The organism is Gluconobacter oxydans DSM 3504, assembly GCF_000583855.1.
Classification (GTDB): Bacteria; Pseudomonadota; Alphaproteobacteria; order Acetobacterales; family Acetobacteraceae; genus Gluconobacter; species Gluconobacter oxydans.
The window spans coordinates 2,132,767-2,154,671 of sequence record NZ_CP004373.1 but is presented as its reverse complement, the minus strand read 5'-3'; the positions used below and the strand labels follow the sequence as shown (position 1 = coordinate 2,154,671).

Annotated in this window: 20 protein-coding genes; 3 read left to right on the top strand and 17 right to left on the bottom strand. The window is 63.1% G+C overall.

Annotated elements, in window-relative coordinates; genetic code table 11:
• Nucleotides 1-54 precede the first annotated feature (54 nt).
• Both gorA and GLS_RS09485 read right to left on the bottom strand, forming a co-directional pair.
• Nucleotides 55-1,449 (bottom strand): glutathione-disulfide reductase, encoded by a 1,395-nt coding sequence (gene gorA, locus GLS_RS09490; protein WP_041112044.1) that lies wholly within the window; start codon nt 1,447-1,449, stop codon nt 55-57.
• A gap of 25 nt (nt 1,450-1,474) precedes the next feature.
• Nucleotides 1,475-2,362: a ferredoxin--NADP reductase gene (locus GLS_RS09485; RefSeq protein WP_041112043.1), complete on the bottom strand. Its 888-nt coding sequence runs from the start codon at nt 2,360-2,362 to the stop codon at nt 1,475-1,477.
• A gap of 135 nt (nt 2,363-2,497) precedes the next feature.
• Here GLS_RS09485 and GLS_RS09480 point away from each other — a divergent pair, with 135 nt between their 5' ends.
• Nucleotides 2,498-4,999 (top strand): helicase-related protein, encoded by a 2,502-nt coding sequence (locus GLS_RS09480; protein WP_193363865.1) that lies wholly within the window; start codon nt 2,498-2,500, stop codon nt 4,997-4,999.
• Between the two features lie 36 nt (nt 5,000-5,035).
• On the opposite strand, the gene GLS_RS13000 is transcribed toward GLS_RS09480, so the two are convergent.
• From GLS_RS13000 to GLS_RS09430, 10 genes are all read right to left on the bottom strand, one after another.
• A complete protein-coding gene (locus GLS_RS13000; protein ID WP_011253281.1) occupies nt 5,036-5,647 on the bottom strand; it encodes a helix-turn-helix domain-containing protein in 612 nt (203 codons plus the stop codon).
• Between the two features lie 253 nt (nt 5,648-5,900).
• The gene (locus GLS_RS09470) at nt 5,901-6,641 is read right to left on the bottom strand and encodes an META domain-containing protein (RefSeq protein WP_041112042.1); all 741 of its coding nucleotides are present in this window, start codon (nt 6,639-6,641) and stop codon (nt 5,901-5,903) included.
• A gap of 12 nt (nt 6,642-6,653) precedes the next feature.
• Nucleotides 6,654-7,916: a serine--tRNA ligase gene (gene serS / locus GLS_RS09465; protein ID WP_041112041.1), complete on the bottom strand. Its 1,263-nt coding sequence runs from the start codon at nt 7,914-7,916 to the stop codon at nt 6,654-6,656.
• Between the two features lie 27 nt (nt 7,917-7,943).
• Nucleotides 7,944-8,729, bottom strand: coding sequence for a twin-arginine translocase subunit TatC (tatC, locus tag GLS_RS09460; protein ID WP_011253278.1), 786 nt, complete (start codon nt 8,727-8,729; stop codon nt 7,944-7,946).
• Nucleotides 8,726-9,328 (bottom strand): preprotein translocase subunit TatB, encoded by a 603-nt coding sequence (locus GLS_RS09455; RefSeq protein ID WP_041112040.1) that lies wholly within the window; start codon nt 9,326-9,328, stop codon nt 8,726-8,728. The genes tatC and GLS_RS09455 overlap by 4 nt, the downstream gene beginning before the upstream one ends.
• 9 nt (nt 9,329-9,337) lie before the next feature.
• Nucleotides 9,338-9,928, bottom strand: a complete 591-nt coding sequence (scpB, locus tag GLS_RS09450; protein WP_148295920.1) for an SMC-Scp complex subunit ScpB — start codon at nt 9,926-9,928, stop codon at nt 9,338-9,340.
• Nucleotides 9,925-10,689, bottom strand: coding sequence for a segregation and condensation protein A (locus GLS_RS09445; protein ID WP_041112038.1), 765 nt, complete (start codon nt 10,687-10,689; stop codon nt 9,925-9,927). Before GLS_RS09445 ends, scpB begins: the two co-directional genes overlap by 4 nt.
• A gap of 10 nt (nt 10,690-10,699) precedes the next feature.
• Nucleotides 10,700-11,821 carry an SPOR domain-containing protein gene (locus GLS_RS09440; protein WP_041112037.1) on the bottom strand — a complete coding sequence of 374 codons (1,122 nt, stop codon included), beginning with the start codon at nt 11,819-11,821 and terminating at the stop codon, nt 10,700-10,702.
• A complete protein-coding gene (gene argS, locus GLS_RS09435; protein WP_041112036.1) occupies nt 11,818-13,626 on the bottom strand; it encodes an arginine--tRNA ligase in 1,809 nt (602 codons plus the stop codon). Before argS ends, GLS_RS09440 begins: the two co-directional genes overlap by 4 nt.
• A 43-nt stretch (nt 13,627-13,669) precedes the next feature.
• Complete coding sequence (locus tag GLS_RS09430; protein WP_041112035.1) at nt 13,670-14,833, bottom strand: deoxyguanosinetriphosphate triphosphohydrolase; 1,164 nt, start codon at nt 14,831-14,833, stop codon at nt 13,670-13,672.
• A gap of 233 nt (nt 14,834-15,066) precedes the next feature.
• On the opposite strand from GLS_RS09430, the gene GLS_RS09425 reads away from it, so the two are divergent.
• Together GLS_RS09425 and xth are read left to right on the top strand one after the other, a co-directional pair.
• Nucleotides 15,067-15,411, top strand: a complete 345-nt coding sequence (locus GLS_RS09425; protein WP_041112034.1) for a HesB/IscA family protein — start codon at nt 15,067-15,069, stop codon at nt 15,409-15,411.
• Between the two features lie 4 nt (nt 15,412-15,415).
• Nucleotides 15,416-16,192, top strand: a complete 777-nt coding sequence (gene xth, locus GLS_RS09420) for an exodeoxyribonuclease III (protein ID WP_041112033.1) — start codon at nt 15,416-15,418, stop codon at nt 16,190-16,192.
• Between the two features lie 43 nt (nt 16,193-16,235).
• On the opposite strand, the gene GLS_RS09415 is transcribed toward xth, so the two are convergent.
• The 5 genes from GLS_RS09415 to GLS_RS09395 form a co-directional block, all read right to left on the bottom strand.
• A complete protein-coding gene (locus tag GLS_RS09415; RefSeq protein ID WP_024716818.1) occupies nt 16,236-16,508 on the bottom strand; it encodes a YXWGXW repeat-containing protein in 273 nt (90 codons plus the stop codon).
• A gap of 197 nt (nt 16,509-16,705) precedes the next feature.
• Nucleotides 16,706-17,269, bottom strand: coding sequence for a ferritin-like domain-containing protein (locus GLS_RS09410; RefSeq protein ID WP_041112032.1), 564 nt, complete (start codon nt 17,267-17,269; stop codon nt 16,706-16,708).
• 136 nt (nt 17,270-17,405) lie between these two features.
• Nucleotides 17,406-19,202 (bottom strand): aspartate--tRNA ligase, encoded by a 1,797-nt coding sequence (gene aspS / locus GLS_RS09405; protein ID WP_041112031.1) that lies wholly within the window; start codon nt 19,200-19,202, stop codon nt 17,406-17,408.
• A gap of 93 nt (nt 19,203-19,295) precedes the next feature.
• Nucleotides 19,296-20,867: an FAD-dependent oxidoreductase gene (locus GLS_RS09400; protein WP_041112030.1), complete on the bottom strand. Its 1,572-nt coding sequence runs from the start codon at nt 20,865-20,867 to the stop codon at nt 19,296-19,298.
• A gap of 144 nt (nt 20,868-21,011) precedes the next feature.
• Nucleotides 21,012-21,788 carry a DUF2076 domain-containing protein gene (locus tag GLS_RS09395; protein ID WP_041112826.1) on the bottom strand — a complete coding sequence of 259 codons (777 nt, stop codon included), beginning with the start codon at nt 21,786-21,788 and terminating at the stop codon, nt 21,012-21,014.
• Nucleotides 21,789-21,905: the final 117 nt, after the last annotated feature.

Genomic DNA, 21,905 nt, shown 5'->3' with positions numbered 1-21,905 from the left:
GTGACGGCCCGACTGCGGGGCCTCCGTAAGACCGTTACGCGCCGCCATGATGGTTCAGCCTGCTTTTCGGGGGACGTGACGTGTGAGGCTCCGCATGGTCACGAACTCCTCCGCACTGGTGGGGTGCAGGCCGATCGTGCGATCGAAATCCCGCTTGGTCAGCTTTGCCGTGATCGCAATGGCGAGGCCCTGAATGATCTCGGGCGCATCGGGACCAATCATGTGCGCACCGAGCACGATCTTGCTCTTTGCATCGACAACCAGCTTCATCAGGGTCTTGCCCTTGCGGCCCGAAAGCGTCTGGCGCATCGGCGTAAAGCTGGACGTGTAGATGTCCAGATCATGGCTCTGGGCAGCCTCGTCTTCGCTCAGGCCGACTGTGGCGAGCGGCTGGGAGAAGAACACGGCCTTGGGCGTCGTGGCAAAGGACCATTCGCGGCCCGGTTCGCCAAACAGACGCTCGGCCAGAATGTGACCTTCGGCAATGGCCGTGGGCGTAAGGTTATAGGTGTCCGTCACGTCCCCGATGGCATAGATGCCCGCCACGTTGGTCGTCGCATCATCGGGCTTGGCCGGAATGCGGCCATCCCATGTGGCAACGCCTGCATTACCGAGCTTCAGCGGCGCCAGATTGGGGTGACGACCCGTTGCCATGAACACGCAGTCCGTCTCGATGACGTCCCCGCCTTCAAGATGCAGACGATAGCCGGCCGCAACCTTTTCGATCCGCTCGGGGGAGCGGCCGGGATGCGCCTTGATGCCGTTCAGCGGCAGCAGTTCGGCCAGATGGGCGCGCATTTCATGATCGAAGCCGCGCAGGGGAAGCTGCTGGCGGAACACCAGATCCACCTTCGAACCAAGCCCCGCGAAAATTCCGGCAAATTCGATACCGATATAGCCGCTGCCGATCACGGCAACGCGCTCGGGACGGTCAGCCAGATAGAAGGCGTCATCCGAGACGATCGCATGTTCGGCGCCGGGAATGTTCAGGCGTGTGGGCGTGGAGCCGGTGGCGATGACGATGTTCTTCGCCCGGACACGCTGGACGGACGCATCCGGCGCCAGTTCGGACGGGCCGATCTCGACCGTATGGGCATCCACGAAACTGGCATCGCCCGTAAACAGCGTGACCCCGGCCTTTTCCAGCATTGAGACATAGATGCGGTTCAGTCGCTCGATCTCGCGGTCCTTGGCGCTGATCAGCGTGGACCAGTCATGCGCAACCGGTTTGACGTCCCAGCCATAGGACGGGGCATCGGCGATCTCGTGGCCATACTCGGCCGCATAGACCATCAGTTTCTTGGGCACGCAGCCGAGATTGACGCAGGTTCCGCCCCAGTGTCGGCGCTCCGCAATCGCGACGCGCGCTCCGTTCTGGGCGGCAATGCGCGCACAGCGCACCCCGCCCGAACCGGCACCAATAACGAACAGATCAAAATCCTGCATCATCCCGGCCTTTCGTGCCTTTGAGACCTCAGCGCTCGGCAAAGGCCTTTTCAACGACATACGAACCCTGATGGCTCATATTGCCTTCCACGAAACCCATACGCTCGAGAAGGGCTTCGGTGTCGGCCAGCATTTCGGGCGAACCGCAGATCATGACGCGGTCATGCTCGGGATCGAGCTTGTCGATGCCCAGATCCTCGAAGATCTTGCCCGCCTCGATCAGCTTGGTGATGCGATCGGTCACGGCATAGTCTTCGCGGGTCACAGCCGGGTAATAGCGCAGCTTGTCCTTGACGAACTCGCCCAGGAACTCGTGCTCCGGCAGTTCGTGGCGGATATGGTTCTCATAGGCCAGTTCGCCCGAGATGCGGACAGTGTGGCTGAGGATCACGTTCTCATAGCGCTCGTAAGCCTCGGGATCCTTGATGAGGCTCATGAACGGCGCCAGACCCGTTCCCGTGGACAGGAAATACAGGTTGCGGCCCGGCTTGAGGTTGTCGAGCAGCAGCGTGCCAACCGGCTTGCGGCCGATCAGGACCGTATCGCCCACCTTCACATGGCGCAGACGCGAGGTCAGCGGGCCATCGGGAACCGCAATAGAGAGGAACTCCATGTGGTCTTCATAGTTGGCGGACGCGATCGAATAAGCGCGCAGGAGCGGCTTGCCTTCGACTTCGATGCCGATCATCGCGAACTGGCCGTTCTCGAAACGCAGGCCGGGATCGCGCGTCGTGGTGAAGCTGAACAGGCGGTCCGTCCAGTGATGGACCGTCAGCACCTTCGCCGGATACAGGTGGGCGTATTCCTTGCTGGGTTCAGCCAGGCGGTACTGCTTCGGATGGCCTTCGAACGGCACCAGGCCGGTCAGGGGCTCGTCAATGGTCGGAGTCGGGGCGGCAAAAGTCGGGGTGGACATGTCTGGTTCTGTCTCCGGTTCGGAACGGATAACAGGTCACGGACCTGATAATGGTCGGGTCTTTTAGCCCAATCGTTGCCGCTCGGGAAACCCATGCGCGTTGAAGCGCATGCCGGAATGACGCACAAGACTCTTATGACAGACGACTCCATGCCGGACGCCACTCTTTCCGACTCTTTTTCCCCGGCCGAACGCGCCCTTCAGCGGGCCGAGGCCGAATTCGGGACCCCGCTCGACATCACGCCGCGCGAGCGCCCTGCCCTGCTGCGTCAGGTTGCGCGCAGACTTGAAGGGCCGGAGGCGACCCTTTCCCCTGATGGACTGATCGAGGCGCTGTGCGTCGTGCGCCGCAAAACCTGGGCGTCCCAGCTCATGAATGTGTGCCGCAGGGCTGGGGAGGTCTGGGTCGGCAAGCCGGATACGCAGGAAGCTGCGGCGCGCATCCATGATCCGCGTGCCGACATGCCTGCCCTGCGCCGGACGCTCGACGATGTCCTGATGACGCGCTGGCAGGAAATGGGCGACTCCCCGCGTGCCGTGCTGGAGGATGTCCGCGCCGATCTGGCCGATACTGGCGTGATCCTGTCGAGCGGCCAACTTGAAAAACTCTCCCAGAGCATCGCAGCCGCATTCGGCAGCGTCGATCTCGGCTTCGAGGACGATCTGCGGATTGCCGAAGAACGCCGTGCCCGCGAACAGGCCGATATCCAGGCCCGTGCAGAAGAACGCAGGGCGCGTGAGCTTGAACGGCTGCGCCAGTGGGAAGAAGGGCTGGTCAGCTTCGACGAGCTGCCGAATGTCCTGCACTGCTCGCGTCGCGAAGCCCTGCGCTGGATCGCCGAAAACCGGATTCCCATTGCCCGCCGAGAAACGCGGCCGGACGGGATCGAGCTGTTCTTCTTCGATCCCTCGGAGCTCAAGCGGCTCCGGACCTTCCTGCCGCAATGGCGCAGCGGAACCAAGGATCGGCCGGAAGTTCTGGATCTGGGCAACAAGGCCGGCAATGCCGCCATTGCCCGCGTGGCCGCGCTGGACCGGTTCGCCGGGCATTTCCGCACGGCGCGTGCGCTGAAGCGCCGCATCACGCTGGTGACCGGACCGACGAACTCTGGAAAGTCCTATACGGCGCTCAATGCGCTGGCGAATGCCGAGAGCGGTCTGGCGCTCGCGCCGTTGCGGCTTCTGGCCCATGAGTTCCGCGAGTCCCTGCTCTCACGCGGCGTTCCGGCATCGCTGTCCACGGGTGAAGAGCGGATCGAAATGCCGGGTGCGCGCCATCTGGCAGCGACGGTCGAGATGTGCCCGTTCCATAACCCGGTGGACGTCGCGATCATCGACGAAGCCCAGATGCTGGCCGATCCGGACCGGGGTGCTGCCTGGACGGCTGCCATCATGGGTGTCCCGGCCCGGCATGTCTTCATCCTCGGCGCGCCGGACTGCATCCCGCTCGTCAAGCGCATTGCCGAGCTTTGCGACGACCCAGTGGACGAGATCCATCTCGAACGCAAAAGCCCGCTCAAGGCGGGTGAGACGCTCCATCTCGATGAGCTGAAACCCAGCGATGCCGTCATCGCCTTCTCCCGCCGCGAAGTGCTGGATCTCCGCGCCGAGCTTATGGCGCGCGGACGTCGTGTTGCCGTGGTTTACGGAGCCCTGAGCCCGGAAGTCCGTCGTGCCGAAGCCGCCCGCTTTAATAGCGGGGAGGCCGATATCCTCATTGCGACGGACGCCATCGGCATGGGGCTGAACCTCTCCATCCGCCGTGTCGTGTTCAGTGCGCTGCGCAAGTTCGACGGCCGGCAGACGCGTGATCTGGTCTCGCAGGAAGTCAAGCAGATCGGCGGTCGCGCCGGGCGTTACGGCAAGCATGAAAGCGGGCTGGTCTGCGTACTGGCTGGTGCGGGCAGCCCAACCTTTGTCCGCAAAATGCTGAGCGCCCCGCCCGAAGAGATCAAGGAACTGCGCCCCCTCGTACAGCCGGATTCGGACATCGTCCGGGCCGTCGCCGAAGAGATCGGCAGCGACAGTCTCTACGGTGTCCTGACCCGCATCAAACACGCCGTTCTGCGGGCGGACGATCCGAATTACCGTCTGGCCGATATGGAGCAGGCGCTGGAAATCGCGGCTGCCCTGGAAGGCGTGGAAAACCTCGACCTCTCGACACGCTGGACCTACGCCATGTGCCCGATCGATGAGCGGGACAATGGTATTCAGCGGCTTGTCCAGTGGGCGGCTGATCATGCGGCCGGGCGTTCAGTGCCGCCGCCGGGTACGGGGCGTCTGCCACATCCGGAACAGGCGGGGCGCGAGGAACTGGAGCGGGCCGAGAAGCGGCACAAGCGGCTTGTGGCCTGGCGATGGCTGGCGCTGCGGTTCCCGGACGCCTATCCGGCGCGTCAGGACGCGGAAATCAACACGTCCATTCTCAATGACTGGATTGAACAGGTTCTGCGGACCCAGAGCCGGATGCGCGAGAGCCAGAAGCAGCAGCGCATCGGGGGCCGCCCTGGCCGCAGCAGCCATAATGACAGACCCGGCAACAGGGCGGGTTTTTCCGGCCCCAAAAAGCCGGGGGGCCGCAGTTTCCCCGCGAAAGGAAACCGGCGGCCGGGCGGACCGCGCAAGCGTCCGTCATAAAACGCAGACCGGCCTGACATCTGTCAGGCCGGGAGATCAGGCTCTTTTAGGCTGAGTGACAGGCTTTGCGTCCTGTTCTTCGCCTGTTTTGTTGCGCACGCGGCGCTCGATCCATTTCTGGGCCTGAAGCTTGATGAGGGGATCAAGCTGCCGGTAAAGCGTGAGCATCGTGTTTTCGTCAGGGGTAAGCGTCGCCTGGATGGCCTTGTAGGCCATTCCTGTCAGCAGCACTTCAGGTTCGACGCCCAGCACCTGCGCGAGACTGCCCAGATGCTTGCCGACATGCCCCGAGCGGCCCGTTTCCCAGAATGCCACGGCCGAGCGCGAGATCCCGACTTTGTCCGCAAGCTGCTGCTGGCTCAGTCCCGCCATCTCCCGAAGAAGCCGGATGCGGCGCCCGAGTTCCAGCCCCGGAGAAAGCTGCGCCGCTGGGATGGCGTCTCTGGTCAATACGGCCTCCGTCTCTCTGATCCATGCCCTGTACGCCGCCTCGGAAACCTGCGTCAGAGCCAGCGACTGGTTTTCCACCCGGAAACCCACCCGGCCGGCCCCCAGAGTCATGATCTCCCTGACCTCACCTGCACCCTGCTCTGCAGTGGCCGATGCCGTCCATTTCTGTCCCAGCCCAAGCTGGATCGTTGTTTTCATTCCCAAGCCTCCGGCCTGATAGCAATAGCGCGTCACGCCATGCGACAAAAAACCTCTGCCGGTCAGAGGACTCCCGCAATGACACGGGAGAAGATCTTTCTGCTCTCTCCATCTGGAGTATGGAGAAAGCCGGGTGACATTAGTCCCGTTTCCGTTTTCAGGGGAAGAGGTGCGATACCCCCCTGCCCTTCCAAAAAATCGTGAAGGATCAAAAGTTTTTTTAAATCAGGCCTGGACTGGCTGTTAGGGAGACCTACTGGGCATCCTGCGGGACTAGGACCATCGTGCCAACGGAACCGCTTCCATGCAACACAAGATGACTGTCACTGTCACGCGACCATGAGGTCACGCTCGGCAGGAAAGCCCCGATCTGCTGCTCCTGCGCCATCAGGGCCGGCAGGCAGGCCTTGCGGGTCATGGCGAGCGGCAGGAAATGAAGCGTCTGTCCCGAGAGGGTGAAATGCCCCATCAGACGGTTGCAGCCATCCGTGCCGTAAACCGTGCCGTCCTGTTGCAGGGTCAGGCCAGGCGCTTCGGCGGTATTGTCGAAATGAAGACTGCCGACGCTCTGGATCCGCCACGCCCCGTAAGGCGCGCGGATGGCCGTGCCCGCCACATGCCGCAGCAGGAGCCGGGGATGATCCAGAGGCGTATCACCGTCCGGCGTGGCAAAGAGCCTGCGTCCTTCGACCGTGATTTCGGCATTCAGCACGTAATGTCCGCCCGGCGGCAGAGCCGGGTAAGTCAGTGTGTAGGGGATGGGCACGCCACGATGGATCTCTTCGCGCTGCTCGGCCATGACCAGGGGGGCGCCATGCGTGGCCCCTGTATCCTCGATCCAGACGCTCAGGACGGCACCCGGCGGCAGGGCCATGCGCTCACGGTACAGCGCCTCACCGTGCAGGGTGCGCATGCTGTCCGCCTCGGCGGGGCATGAGGCGAGAACGGAGCCTGCGGTCAGAAGAGCCAACGCGAAACGACGGATCGTGATCATGCCTGAAAGTCCTCAGCCGATGCGGTTCAGCCCGCCCATGTAAGGACGCAGAACCTCTGGAATATCGATGCTGCCATCTTCGTTCTGATATGTCTCCATAACAGCGATCATCGTCCGACCGACAGCAAGACCGGACCCGTTAAGCGTGTTGACGAAGGCCGGTCCATTCTCGGCACGATAGCGCGCATTCATGCGGCGTGCCTGAAAATCGCGCGTATTCGAGCATGAAGAAATTTCGCGCCAGGCCTTCTGCCCCGGAAGCCAGGCTTCCAGATCAAACGTCTTGGCCGCACCGAAACCCGTATCGCCCGCGCAGAGCAGCATCCGGCGGAAGGTAATGCCCAGACGCTCCAGAACCGTTTCTGCAGCCTGCGTCATGCGCTCATGCTCGGCGTCGCTGTCTTCGGGCTTCACGACGGAGACCAGCTCGCATTTCGTGAACTGGTGCTGACGCAGCATACCGCGGACGTCACGTCCGGCCGAACCGGCTTCGGAGCGGAAGCACTGGGACAGCGCCGTCATGCGGATCGGCAGGGCATCGGCCGGGAGGATGTCGCCCATGACAGAGGCTGTCAGCGGGACTTCAGCGGTCGGGATCAGCCAGCGGCCATCTTCGGTGCGGAACGAGTCCTCGGCAAACTTGGGCAGCTTGTCCGTGCCGTACATCGCGTCATCATTGACCAGAAGCGGCACGCTGGTTTCGCTGTAGCCGAACTCGGTCGTGTGGGTATCGAGCATGAACTGGCCGAGCGCGCGTTCCAGACGGGCAAGTGCGCCGCGCAGGACGACGAAGCGCGTGCCCGACAGCTTGGCGGCGGTCGGGAAATCCATCAGCCCCAGCGCTTCGCCCAGTTCGAAATGCTGCTTTGCCTCGAAAGCAAATTCGCGCTTTTCGCCACGGACATGGACGACGACGTTTTCGTCTTCGCTCTTTCCATCCGGCACGGAGGCATCGAGGCGGTTCGGCAGGGATTTCAGCACGTCGTCGATACGGGTCTGGATCGTGGTGGCACGCTCTTCCAGACCGGCGATCTGGTCACGCAGGGCCACGGCCTTCGCTTCAATCTCGGCGGTGTCGAGCTTCTGGCGCTTGAGCAGCCCGATTTCCTTGGCCAGCGCCTTGCGTGCACCCTGTGCTTCCTGAAGCGCAGCCAGTGCAGCGCGGCGTTCTTCATCGTCACTGACAAGCTGCTGTCCCACGGGTGACAGGCCCCGACGTGCGAGAGCAGCGTCAAAAGCGGCCGGGTCGGCGCGCAGGGCTTTCAGGTCATGCATGGTTCAGGGCTCCGGCAGGTCTGGTCATCAGTCTTCATCAGCGGCCATGGGTTTCGGTTCGACGAACCGGGCCGTGAGGATGGATACCTCGTACAGGGCGACGAGGGGAATGGCGAGGCTCAGCATCGTAATCGCATCGGGAGGGGCAATCACGGCGGCCACCGCAAAGGACGCAACGACAGCATAACGGCGGAAACGCTTGAGCTGCGCCACACTCAACAGGCCCACGCGCACCAGCAGGGTCAGCACGACGGGCAGTTCGAAACAGACTCCGAACGCCAGGATCATTTTCGTGACCAGCGTCAGATATTCCGAGACCTTGGCCTGAAGCTCGATCTGCATGCCACCATTGGTGCTCTGCGGTGTCTGGAACGACAGGAAGAACTGCCATGCGTAGGGGAACACCACGTAATAGGCGAGTGCTGCGCCGATCAGAAACATGATGGGCGTGGCGATCAGGAACGGCGCGAAGGCACGTTTCTCGCTGCGATACAGGCCGGGCGCGATGAAGATCCAGGCCTGGATGGCGATCATGGGAAAGGACAGGCAGGTCGCACCGAAAACGGCCACGCGGATATAGGTGAAGAAGGCCTCATACAGCGCGGTATAGATCAGGTGCGGCTGCTCGCCGTTCTTGCGCATGATGTTGCCGAGCGGGGCCGCCAGGAACCGGTAGATCTCGCCCGAATAATGATAGCAGATGGCAAAGGCGATCACGAAGGTCACGATGGACCAGATCAGCCGCTTGCGCAGCTCCACGAGATGCTCGAGGAGCGGCATCGGCGTGTCATTGATGCTGTCGGTATCGGTCATTCGCCGTCCTTTCCGCTCGCAATGGTCACGCGCCGGCCGGCATGGATGGCGCGGACGGGCGGCAGGATGTCAGGGGCGCGCCAGCGGGAGCGCTCATGCAGGAGCCGTCTTGCCGTGCTGGGGGGCAGAATGGACGGAGCATCCCCGACATCGTCGTTGGGCTCGGGTTCCGGTTCGACGGGGATGTCTGCGGCCGGTTCGAACTGCGGACGGGCATTATAGGGCACCGTTTCCAGATCGGTCAGGGGCGGCGGAGGAAGCGGTGGCGCTGGCGGAACTCTCGGCAGATCGGCAGCGGACGCTTTTGCGGGCGTGTCGAGTTCCAGACTGCGCCGGATGGAATTGTCGCCGTCGATGGCCTTCGTAACACGGTCGCGCAGGTTGAAATTCTTCAGGTCCCGGAACTGGTCGCGCGCTTCGGAGAGATCGGCTTCACGGACCATCTCGTCCACATGGGACTGGAATTCAGCCGCCATGCGCCGCATCGCTTTTAAACCGTTCGACAGGGTGCGGATGGCAACCGGCAGGTCCTTCGGGCGGATGAAGACCATCGCCACCATCACGAACAGCGCGATTTCCGAGAAACTGAAGTCAAACATGCATCATTCCTAGCCTGTCTGCTCCGTTCCGCCTACGGCAGAAGCATCGTCTTCTGCTTCCGTGGGCGCGCGGTCCAGCAGGAAGTCTTCGCGGCGGGGCAGCCCTCGCAGATCCGGCAGACCGAAACTTTCCAGAAAACTGGCCGTGGTGCCCCACAGAACCGGACGTCCTGGAACTTCCTTGCGGCCTTTGGGGGCAATCAGACTGTCTTCCAGAAGGGCGTCGAGCACCGCCTGCCCGAGCGAGACGCCCCGGATGGCCTCGATTTCCGCGCGGGTACAGGGCTGGTGATAGGCGATGATGGCCAGCGTTTCCATCGCGCCGCGGCTGAGACGGCGGGGCTTTTCCACGACTTTGGTCAGGGCGGACGCGAATTCCGGCCGGGTGCGGAACTGCCATCCCCCCGCGACCAGCACCATTTCCACCGCATGATCAGCGTAGCGGCTCCGCACAGCCTCAAGCGCCTCTTCGACGGGCACGGGGATGGATTGTGCAGTCAGAAGCTCGGCAATGGCCGCAGGCTTCACAGGCTCAGGGCTGGCGAAAACGAGTGCCTCCACGAGAAGGCAGGCCCGGTCGAGCATTACAGGATCCGTCATGAGGGCGTGGCCGCCCGCCATTCGATTTCCCCGAATGCCTCGGGCTGACGCAGTTCAAGCGCACCGCCCTTGGCCAGTTCCAGCCCCGCCAGAAGCGTGCCTGCGAGAGCGGCATTGCGCCCGTAAGGCCCCTCTTCGCCGTCCAGTTCATCCGGATCCGGCAGAAGAGAGGTCAGGGTCTGCCAGCCGACAACATGGTCTGTCCCGAGCAGGCGCTTGAGGCGGGACAGCGCATCCTGCACGCTCCAGTAACGGCGGGCACGCGGCGCATAGACGCGCCTGCGCCCGGTCCTGCGTCGGGCGGAAAGATAGGCCGTGATCAGCGCGGGCATGTCCACGCGCAGACCGGAGCGGTCGATTTCGGTATGATCTTCCCCCTGTCCGCGCCGGAACACGTCCAGCCCCAGACGGGGCTGTTCGGCCAGCCATCGGGCGGCGGCGCGCATCCGTTCCAGTTCGATCAGGCGTTCCTGAAGCAGTTCGATCGCGTCTTCGGCGTCCGGGTCTTCGGTCTCGGCAGGCAGGAGCAGTTTGGATTTTAGCCAGGCGAGCCAGGCCGCCATGACCAGCCAGTCTGCCGCCAGCTCCAGCCGCAGGCTCCGCGCTTCCGCACGGGCCTTTTCCACGACGGCCAGATACTGCTCCACCAGTTGCAGGATGGAGATTTTCGCCAGATCCACCTTCTGCCTGCGGGCCAGATCGAGGAGCAGGTCCAGCGGCCCCTCGAACCCGTCAAGCGTCAGATGAAGTGTCTCGCTCAAACGCCAGCTCTCAGAACTGGGCCGGCGTACAGGCGACGGACTGTGCGTGCAGTTTCACGCAATAGGCGCGTGCGGATTTGAGATCCGCAAAACCGCCGATCCGCAGACGCACGAAGGTATGGTCGCCGCGGGTGGTCTTCTCGAACAGTGGCGTATGACCTGCAAACAGGGCCGGAGCCTGATGGCGCAGGCTGTCCCATTCCTTGCGGGCTGCGGCTTCACTGTCGAGCGCGCCGAGCTGGACTTCATGCGTCCCGCCCGATGTTTCCGCCTTCTCCGCAGCCGGAGCGGCGGCTTTCGGCGGTCCGACATTCTCAGGTTCCGGAACCGGCGCAGGCAGCGGCTTCTCGACCGGTCGCGCGGCATGGTGGACAGGCGCTTCTTCCTTCTTCGGCGCTTCCTTGGGCGGTGCAGCTTTCGGCGCCTCGGCAGGTGCGGCAGCCTGATCCTGCGGCTTCTCTGGAACCGTGGCAGGCAGCGCGGTGCCCGGAGACATCTGTCCCGTATCGGCAGGCGCGGCGGCTTCCGGCGGGATGGCAGGCGTCTGGGCTACCGGCGCGTTATCCGGTGCTGCACCGTCTGCCTTGGGGACATCGGTCTTCGGTGTTTCCGGCCCAGGCGTTCCGGGCGGGACGCCATACTGGCGGGCCAGTGCCTTCGTATCCGGCTGCTCCGGACCCGGAGCAAGATGTGCCTCGCCGTTGCCGGTCATGTCGGTGTCGCCGTCATCGCCGCCCATGATCTGCATCCCGCCTGGATCTGCCGGACGGTCCTTAACAGGGCCCGGCGGCGGACCGATAATGGGGATGCCGCCATGATGGCTGCCCATGAGCGACCAACCGCCGACGGCCAGCAGAAGCACAACGCCGATACCGACCGCGCCACCAACCAGTTTGCGCGTGGCAGGATCATTGCCCAGCACGGACGTCAGACGCCCTGCCCCGGACGCACCGCCGGCGCCAGCCGGGCGGCGACGCGGCGGGGGTTCGTCGTCATAGTCATTGCTCAGGCGCTCGCGGTCGAAACGCGCCTGCGGACGCGCTCCCGGAGCCGGACCCGCAGGCTGTTTCGGGGTACGGGCGTAATCGCCCGGATCGGGGCGGTTGCGATCCTGATCGTTTTCCGGGCTCATCGCATTTCCTCTACCGGCACGACGCCGAGAATGGTGAGGGCACAGCGCAGCGTTCCCGCAATGGCCGAAACCAGTGCCAGCTTGGCCAGGCTGGTTGCGCGATCGTTCTCATGCAGGAAGCGCAGGGTGGTGTCTTCGCGGCCCCGGTTCCACAGGGCATGGAAGTCGGAGGCCAGATCAATGCAATAGGTCGCGATCCGGTGCGGCTCACGCGCCGTAGCGGCAGCTTCAACGCTGCGCGGGAACGCGGCCAGACGGCGCAGGACGGCCAGTTCCACGTCCGAAGACAGATTGGACAGGTCGGCGCTGCACAGGGCTTCCGGCGTCACGGCGTCCGCGCCAAACATCGTCTCGGCCGAACGCAGGACCGAGCGGCAGCGGGCATGGGCGTACTGGACGTAGAACACCGGGTTGTCGCGTGTCTGGGCGACGACAGCGTCCAGATCGAACTCCATCTGCGCATCGGCCTTGCGGGTCAGCATCGTGAAGCGTACGGCATCCCGGCCCACTTCGTCCAGCAGGTCGCGCAGGGTCACGAACGTGCCGGCACGCTTGGACATGCGGACGGGCTCGCCGTTCTTCACGACGCGCACGATCTGGCACATCACGACTTCAAAACCGGTCTTGCCATCCGTCAGGGCAGAAATCGCAGCCCGCATACGGGAGACGTAGCCGCCATGATCGGCGCCGAGGACGTCAATCAGAACATCGGCATTCTCGGCCTTCTGGGCGTGATAGCCGATGTCATTGGCGAAATAGGTGTTGGTGCCGTCGGACTTACGGAGTGCGCGGTCCTGATCGTCGCCGAATTCGGTGGAGCGGAAGAGCGTCTGCGGACGGGCTTCCCAGTCTTCCGGCATCTTGCCCTTGGGCGGCTCCAGCACGCCTTCATAAAGCAGGCCCTTGCTGTCGAGTTTTGCGATCGCGGCATCCACGCGGCCACTGGCCAGCGTTTCGGCTTCGCTGGCGAAGACTTCGTGCGAAATGCCCAGCGCTTCCAGATCCTCGCGGATGGCCGCCATCATCTGCGTCAGGGCTTCACGACGCACGGTTTCGAACCAAACGGACGGATCGGCGGGGCTGCCGTCAGGGTTGGCGAGTGTGCGACCGTGCTTGTCAGCGATGCTCTGGGCAACAGGGATCAGGTATTCGCCCTGATATTGCAGGCCGTTCGGGGTCAGCGGGCTGAAATCGTCAGCGGAAATCTCCGTGCCGATGACCTGCAGATAACGCCAGTACGTGGCCCAGGTCAGCGCGACGACCTGCGTTCCGGCATCGTTGATGTAGTATTCGCGCGTGACGGTGTTGCCGGCCGCTTCGAGCAGGTTGGCCAGCGCATCACCAACCACCGCACCGCGGCAGTGACCCACATGCATCGGGCCGGTCGGGTTGGCGGAGACGTATTCCACGTTCACGCGCGTTCCCTGCCCCATCGTGGAGCGGCCGTAGCGGTCACCGGCCTTGAGGATCGAGACGGCCACGCCCTGCAGAACTTCAGGCTTGAGCGTCAGGTTCACGAAGCCCGGGCCTGCGGCTTCGGCCTTGGCGACTTCCGGCAGAGCGGAGAGCTTCTCGACCAGTTCGGCGGCGATTTCAGCGGGTTTGCGGCGCGCGGGCTTGGCGGCGAGCATGGCGGCATTGGTCGCCATGTCACCGTGGGACGGGTCGCGGGTGGGGGTTAGATCGACGCGCTGCACCACCTCTTCCGGCAGGCCGGGGACGACCGATCGCAGAGCGTCGCACACCTGGACCCGGGTGCGGGCAAAGAGACAGTCAGTCGTAAGGGTCGTGGTGTCAGCGGCCATTTCAGCTCGATTCCTGTAACGCGTCTTCAGATCAGAGGCTCTATCAGCCCAGCACGGAGAGGTCCGTCAACCGTCGATGTTCTTCCATCGCGAAACGATCGGTCATTCCGGCAATATAATCGGCCACCAGACGCCTGCGCTGCACGTCATCGGCGGCTTTCGCACGGCCCCGCAGCGGATCGGGCAGAAGGCCGGGATCTTCGGACAGGATGTCGAAGATTTCCCGGACCGCGATCTTGGCCTTCCGCGCCATGCGGTTGACGCGCCAGTGCCTGTACATGCGGGCATAGAGGAACTTACGGATGGCCTTGTTGGCCTCGCGCATTTCCGGACTGAACGCCACAACCGGGTATCCGGCATGGCGGATGTCGTCCGCCGATTGCGGGTTAAGCGCCTCAAGGTTCCGGCGTGTCTGATCCGTCAGGTCGGTTGCGAGCTGGTTGATGACGACGCGGATAGTTTCATGCCGCACACGCTGCGCCTGATCGGACGCCTCCCGCCCGATCTGACGCTCCATGTCGCGCGACCGGCGCAGAGCCTCGCCAACCAGTGGCAGGTCTTCGATGTCCTCGAAGGACAGCAGCCCGGCGCGCAGACCGTCATCGAGATCATGGCCGTGATAGGCAATATCATCCGACATGGCAGCAACCTGCGCTTCGGCCGAGGCATGGCTTTGCAGGTCCAGATGGTGCTTTGCGTCGTATTCCACAAAATAGGGTGTGGGGCGTTTGACCGGGCCGTTATGTTTGGCCAGCCCTTCAAGCGCTTCCCAGGTCAGGTTCAGCCCGTCGAACGCGTGGTAGCGGGCTTCAAGCGCGGTCACGAGGCGCAGGGACTGGGTGTTGTGATCGAAGCCGCCCCAGTCCTTCATGGCCAGCGCGAGCGCGTCCTCACCGGCATGGCCGAACGGCGTATGGCCGAGATCATGAGCCAGTGAGACGGTTTCGGTCAGGTCTTCGTTCAGGTCCAGACTACGGGCGATCGAGCGGGCGATCTGCGCGACTTCGAGCGAATGCGTCAGGCGGGTGCGGAAAAAATCGCCTTCATGGTTGATGAAAACCTGCGTCTTGTATTGCAGGGTGCGGAACCCGGCCGAGTGCAGCACACGGTCACGGTCCCGTTGCCAGGGGGAGCGGACGGGGCTTTCCACTTCGGGATAGAGTCGTCCCCGGGAGCCGGAGTCCTGTACCGCGTAGATCGCTACCATCAAGACATGTCCTGTGTGTGAGCCGTCTGGCTGTGAACCCTGCCCCGAAGCCTTATGGCCGGTAGAGCGCCGTTTCCGGCCGGATCACGGTTTCATTCTACGCCAGCCCGGCGCGCGTGCAACCACACGGCCTTTGCCCTTAACGCCGCTCTGACCATATAATCAGGACCGCAGCCGTCTTGCTGGGTCCAGCAGGGTCCAGCCGCCTTTTCAGATTCCGGGAACACACGCCCATGTCCGACACCGTGCCTTTCAGCATCTCCGCCAGCGCCGCCGCCCGCATCAAGGACATCATCGCAGCCCAACCCGAGCCTGAAGGGCTGGCATTGCGCGTTGCGGTTCTGGCGGGAGGCTGCAACGGGTTTCAGTACCAGTTCAAGCTGGAACGCGACCGGGCTGCGGATGATGTCGTCATCGAACGCGATGGCGCGCAGGTATTTGTTGATACGACCAGTCTGGATCTGCTGGAGAACGCCGAACTGGAATTCGTGGACAAGCTGATGGGTGCGCATTTCACGGTCACGAACCCCAATGCGGCCTCATCCTGTGGCTGCGGCACCAGCTTCTCGCTGACCTGATCCGATGAGTGCCACGCCCTTCACTTTCGCAAGCTGGAACATCAATTCCATCCGGGCCCGCGCCCATCATGTTCAGGACTGGCTGGAGCGTCATCCGGAATGTGACCTGCTGTGCCTTCAGGAAATCAAATGCGAGGACAGCCAATTCCCGGCCGTGTTCGCGGAAGCCGGGCTGCATGTCGCGATCTCGGGGCAGAAGGCCTATAACGGCGTGGCCCTGATCGGGCGCCGGCCTTTTACGGTCACGCATCACACCTTGCCCGGCTTCGATCATCCGTCTGCGCGTTACATTGAGGCGGAACTCGATGGGATAACGATTGGCAATCTCTATCTGCCCAACGGCAATTCCGGCGGTGAGGACGGTTACGCGACCAAACTCGCCTTCTTTGACGCGCTGGCAGCCCGGGCGCGGGTTCTGCTTGATGCGGAAAAGCCGTTTGCGTTCATCGGGGACTTCAATGTCTGCCCGACGGACGAAGATCTGGCTCCTGGCGCCCTTTCCCCGGATGACGCGCTGGTGCGACCCGAGACGCGGGCGGCTTTCCGCAGGCTGGAATGGATGGGGCTGACGGATGCCCTGCGCGCCCTGCATCCCACCGGTCGGCATTATACGTTCTGGGACTACCAGGCGGCAGCGTTCCAGCGGAACTCAGGACTGCGGATTGATCATGCGCTGCTGTCCCCCCGCCTGACGGAACGGCTGAAATCCTTCGTGATCGACAGGGACGAGCGCGCGAAGGAAAAGGCCTCTGACCACGTTCCGGTCCTGGTCACGGTCTGACAGCACAAGGGGGCCAGAGACACAGCTCCGGCCCCTGCCCGTATCAGGCGTGACGGAGATTGAATCGCCGCGTCAGATGGCCCGGCTGCCACTGATAGCCGTTCCCGCTCCAGCGCCAGTGCCCCGGAATCCAGCGCATGTCGCCATGATGGGGCGGGACAGGTTCGGGCAGAACATGCGGGGGCGGAGGCGGCTGGCGGTAAGGGCCGCTATAGGGCACGAACTGTGCATGGGCTGTTCCCGTCATTGGCGCAATCGCCATCGTACCTGCAAACAGGGCGGAAACAGCCAAGATCCCTGACAGATGTTTCAGCATCAATGCTCTCCTTTCCATGACGCCTTGTCACGGAAAGATGATGCACGGCTTGTGTTGGCGCGTCTGAGGCGCATCTGTGGCGGAATCCGGGCAGTGCATAATTTTATATTTCCGGATTTCGTGATCCCCGCATAACCGCAAAAAAAGGCGCTTCCCGTGGCAGGAAGCACCCTTTTCAGATGTCCGGTGGACCGCGATCAATTCAGGAAAGGCTTGCCTTCATGAGCGACCAGCAGGTCGTGCAGATCGGTGGCATGATCTTCCTCGTCGGCCAGGAAGCCTTCGAGCATGATGCGGGTCGTGGGATCGTTGTCACCGAAATAGCGGATCAGTTCCTGATAATGCTCGATCACAACGCGCTCGGCGATCAGATCCTGCTTCACCATTTCGACCAGCTTACCGCCATTGCCGTATTCGGTCGCGGAACGCGTGGCCAGACCTTCGGGGTTGAAGTTCGGCACACCGCCGAGCTGGTCGATGCGGTTTGCAGCAGCCAGCATGTGCTTGCGCTCGGAGGCTGCGTGTTCGTTGAACTCTGCGCCCACGCTCTCGCTGGTCAGGCCTTCGACGGAAATGGCGTGCATCGTGTAGCGCAGAACGCAGACCAGTTCGGTCGCCACGACGGCCTGAAGGATATCGATCGTCGTCTTGACGTCGCCCTTGTAGGTGGCGGTCACCGCACCGTCATCAAGGGATTTTTTTGCGTTTGCGCGCAGCGTCTGCACGTCTGTCAGGAAGGCGTTCTTCTTGTCGTCGGCCATTGGAGTGTCTGCCTTGAAGGTTGGGATCTGTTTCTCCAACGATAGAAATGACGAAGTGTTGCAGCCGATATAAAAAAACCGGCATCTCCCGAATGGAAGATGCCGGTTCTCAACAGCGGATAAGGCTGCGTCAGGCTTACTTGCTGGCGGTCGGCTTGGGCTTCGGCAGGTCGAGCGCCAGATGCAGCTCCTTCAGACGGGCGGGCTCGACCGGGGCCGGTGCTTCCATCATCAGGTCTTCGCCGCTCTGGTTCAGCGGGAAGAGGATGACTTCGCGAATGTTCGGTTCATCGGCCAGCAGCATCACGATACGGTCCACGCCCGGCGCTGCACCACCATGCGGCGGGGCACCGTAACGGAAGGCGTTCAGCATACCGCCGAAACGCTCTTCCACGACTTCAGGGCCATAGCCCGCGATTTCGAAGGCGCGCAGCATGACGTCCGGCAGATGGTTCCGGATGGCGCCCGAGGACAGCTCTACGCCGTTGCAGACGATGTCGTACTGATAGGCGTTGATCGTCAGCGGGTGCTGCGTATTCAGCGCTTCGAGGCCACCCTGCGGCATGGAGAACGGGTTGTGCGAGAAGTCGACTTTCCCGGTTTCCTCGTTCAGCTCATACATCGGGAAGTCCACGACCCAGCAGAAGCGGAACGCGTTCTTCTCGATCAGGTCCAACTCGGTTGCGACCTTGGTGCGGACAACGCCAGAGAACTTGGCGACTTCATCGCCCTTGCCTGCGGCAAAGAACACGGCATCACCAGCCTTAAGGCCGCAGATTTCGCGGATGCTCTCGACGCGATCGGCTTCGAGGTTCTTGGCGATCGGCCCCTTGCCGCCCTCTTCCCCGAAGATGATGTAGCCCAGACCACCGGCACCGTTTTCACGCGCCCAGCTGTTCAGCTTGTCAAAGAAGCCGCGCGGACGGTCACCCGCACCCGCAGCCGGGATGGCACGGATCTGGCCACCGGAGGCTGCGATCTTGGCGAACAGACCGAAACCGGAATCCCGGAAGGCATCCGTGACGTCCTTGATGATCAGCGGGTTGCGCAGGTCCGGCTTGTCGGAACCGTAGTCACGCATGGCGTCGGCATACGGAATACGCGGGAATGCGCCGTCCGTGATCTTCCAGCCTTCGGGCGTGAATTCGTTGAACACGCCGGCGAGAACGGGCTCGAGCACGGTGAAGACGTCTTCCTGAGTGACGAAGGACATCTCGAAATCGAGCTGGTAGAACTCGCCCGGGCTGCGGTCAGCGCGCGAGGCTTCGTCGCGGAAGCAGGGCGCAATCTGGAAGTAGCGGTCGAAACCCGCGACCATGGCAAGCTGCTTGAACTGCTGCGGAGCCTGCGGCAGGGCGTAGAACTTGCCCGGATGCAGACGCGCCGGAACCAGGAAGTCGCGCGCACCTTCAGGGGACGAAGCCGTCAGGATCGGGGTCTGGAACTCGGTAAAGCCCTGCTCGATCATGCGCTGGCGCAGGCTCGTGATGACCTTGCTGCGGAGCATGATGTTCTGGTGCATCTTGTCGCGACGCAGGTCGATGTAGCGGTACTTCAGACGCAGGTCTTCAGGATAGTTCTCGTTGCCCGCTACCTGGAACGGCAGGACTTCGGCGCTGGAGCGGACCTCAAGGGCGTCCGCCAGAACCTCGACGTCACCGGTCGGCAGGTTCGGGTTGCGCTGGGAGCCATGACGGACCACGACCTTGCCGGTCACGGTGATGACGCTCTCGACGCGCAGGCGCTCGGCCTTTTCCAGCAGGTCCGTACCAGCGGGAATGACGATCTGCGTCACGCCATAATGATCGCGCAGGTCGATGAACAGCAGGCCGCCATGATCGCGCTTGCTGTGCACCCAGCCGGAAAGACGGACAATCTGCCCGGCATTCTCCTCACGCAGGGCGCTACAGTCATGGGTGCGGTATGGATGCATGTCGGGCCTCTTCAACGTCCTGTGCGGATAAGTGGGCGCAGGAAGCCGGGACGGCCCTCTCATGTCAAGTTTTCTGCGACCTTGGGGGCACGTTCAGGCCTTTTCCTGCATGAAACCATCGAAATCGACCGCAGCCCGCGCCATGTCTGCGGCATGCCCGGCCCCGGCCAGGGCGATGGGCCTGCCGTCTTTGAGATAGGTCGCGAGGAACTTGAATCCGCGGATATCGCCTTCCAGCGCCACGTTATCGAAGCTCTCGCCCCAGCCCAGAAGCTCGATTTTCTTGCCGAACTGCTGCGTCCAGAACCACGGCATCGGCACGTTGGGCGTGTCATGTCCCATCATGGCCAGGGCCGCGATCCGCCCCTGCACTTCAGCATGGCGCCAGTGCTCGATTCGCCGTGGGGCGCCATCATGGAAAACGGCGGAGGCATCCCCGGCCGCATACACGCCGGAATAGCCCCCGGCCTCCCCGCCTCGGGTCACGCGCATCTGACCGTTCACGACAATCGCGCCGCTCTCATCGCGCTCCAGACCCGACACATAATCCGTGGCGGGTGTCACACCTACGCCCAGCAGCACGAAAGCAGCAGGCAGACGCGTCCCGTCGTCGAGTTCCACACCCGAAGCCGTTCCGTCCTTGCCGTCATCGGCATAGATCTTCGTGACCCGCGCATCCGAGACGAACGCCACGCCGTTTTCTTCATGCAGCTGGCGCAGGCGAATACCAATTTCGCGGCCGAACTGCTTTTCCATCGGGATTTCGCTGTCGGAGATGATCGTCACGCCCACACCGCGTTGCCGCAGGGACGAGGCCGCTTCAAGCCCGATGAATCCTGCCCCCACGATCGTCACCGCCAGATCGGGATCCAGAATGGCGGCGATCCGCTCCGCATCTGCCTCGCGATGCAGCGTATAGACGCCCTTCATGTCCACGCCCGGAATATCCGGCTTTCTGGTCACGGCACCCGTGGCGATCAGGACGTGATCGGCCGTCAGTTCCGTCCCGTCCTGTAGTCTGGCCGTGCGGGTCTGCGGATCGAACTGCGCCACATGCCCGCGGACACGAATAATGCCGCGTTCACTGTAAAACTCCTCGTCGCGCACTGGCGGCGCATGGGCCTTTTCGGATTCGCTGACGAGAACGGTCTTGCTCAGGGCCGTGCGGTCATAGGGAAGATCCTTTTCCTCGCTCACCATCGTAATGGTGCCTGCAAAGCCCTCTGCCCGGAGCGTTACAGCCGCACTGACAGCCGCGGCCCCGGCGCCGAGGAGCAGGACGCTCTCGTTCTCCTGTCGCTTTTCAGGCGCCTCACGCTGCATCGGCCTGAGCCCGACAAGCACCCGGCCATCAACAACCTGAACGGGATATTGCGGCAGGGGATCGAGCGCCAGAGGCTCGACAAGACTGCCATCCACCGCATCGAAAACGGCCTTGTGCCAGGGGCAGACCAGCACGCTCCCCTTCTCCGTCCGGCAGAACGCTCCCTGCTCCAGCGGCGCTTCCTTGTGCGGGCATTTGCCGGCAAAGGCATGCACGCTGTCGCCATCCCGGATGACGACCACTGGTGTCCCATCCAGGGAAAAGGGCGTGATCTTCCCATCTTCGAGCGCGTCGAAAGCGGAGAGGTCGCGGAAATCAGCGTTCGGGGCGGATTGGGGCATCGGATATGGCCTCCCGGTTGGGGAATTGGGAACAGTCATAAAAGCGAACGCAGCATAGGGCGCCGGGTTGGCAAACATCAAAAAACCCGCCCGGACACAGGGTCCGGACGGGCTTTGAAAAGTGCCTGTCTGACGGAGGCCGGATCAGAACATGTCGTCGAATCCGCCACCACCGCCATCGCCACCACCGAAATCTCCGCCGCCGCCGGCATCGCCACCGCCGCCGAAATCGGAATCGGAGAAGCTGCCGGCATCGGTCCCGGCACCGCCGAACGGATCGGAGGCCGAAGCATCGCTGCCGTAGTTGTTGATGATGGTGTCGCCACCCGCACCCCAGCCACCGGCGGCATCGCCACCCGCACCGTGATGATCGGAGAACAGGCCTTCAAGCGCATTGGCGGCCATCATGCCGCCAGCCACACCTGCGGCCGTCGTCAGCGCCGAGCCAAGGAAGCCCGAGCCGCCGCGCTGGAACATGCCCGGCTGATAGCCCGGCGGGTACGCATACTGCTGCTGCGGCATGAAGTTCGGCGGGGGAGCAGCCTGCGAACCCCAGCCCGGCGGCGGTGCCGACTGCTGCGGACGGTTGCCACCACTGAACAGGCCACCGAACAGTCCCGGCTTGGACCCGCCCGACTGCTGCACCTGTGCGAGCTGCTGCTGGGCCTGCTGGAGCTGGAACTCGAGCTGGCGGATGCGGTTCTGCGCCTGCGCAAGCGCGGCTTCCTGCACCACGGCCATCTGGGTGATGCGGTAGCGGGCTTCCGGATATTTCTGGAAGTTCTCGGCGATGAAGCGGTCCGCTTCAGGGTCGATCGGCGGCAGGGGCGCGGCCGGTGGCTGTCCAGGCCCCGTGACCTGCGGCCCTCCCCCGACACGGGCGACGAAACGGGCGATCAGATCGCGTTCTTCGTTGTTCATCGTCATCATCCTTCCAGATGAAGAAATTGCAGAGCGTCAATCATATGATGCACTCGCGCCCAGTCTACAAGATCGGCGAAATGACGCTCCCTTCCGGTTAAGGGTCTGTGCCTGTAA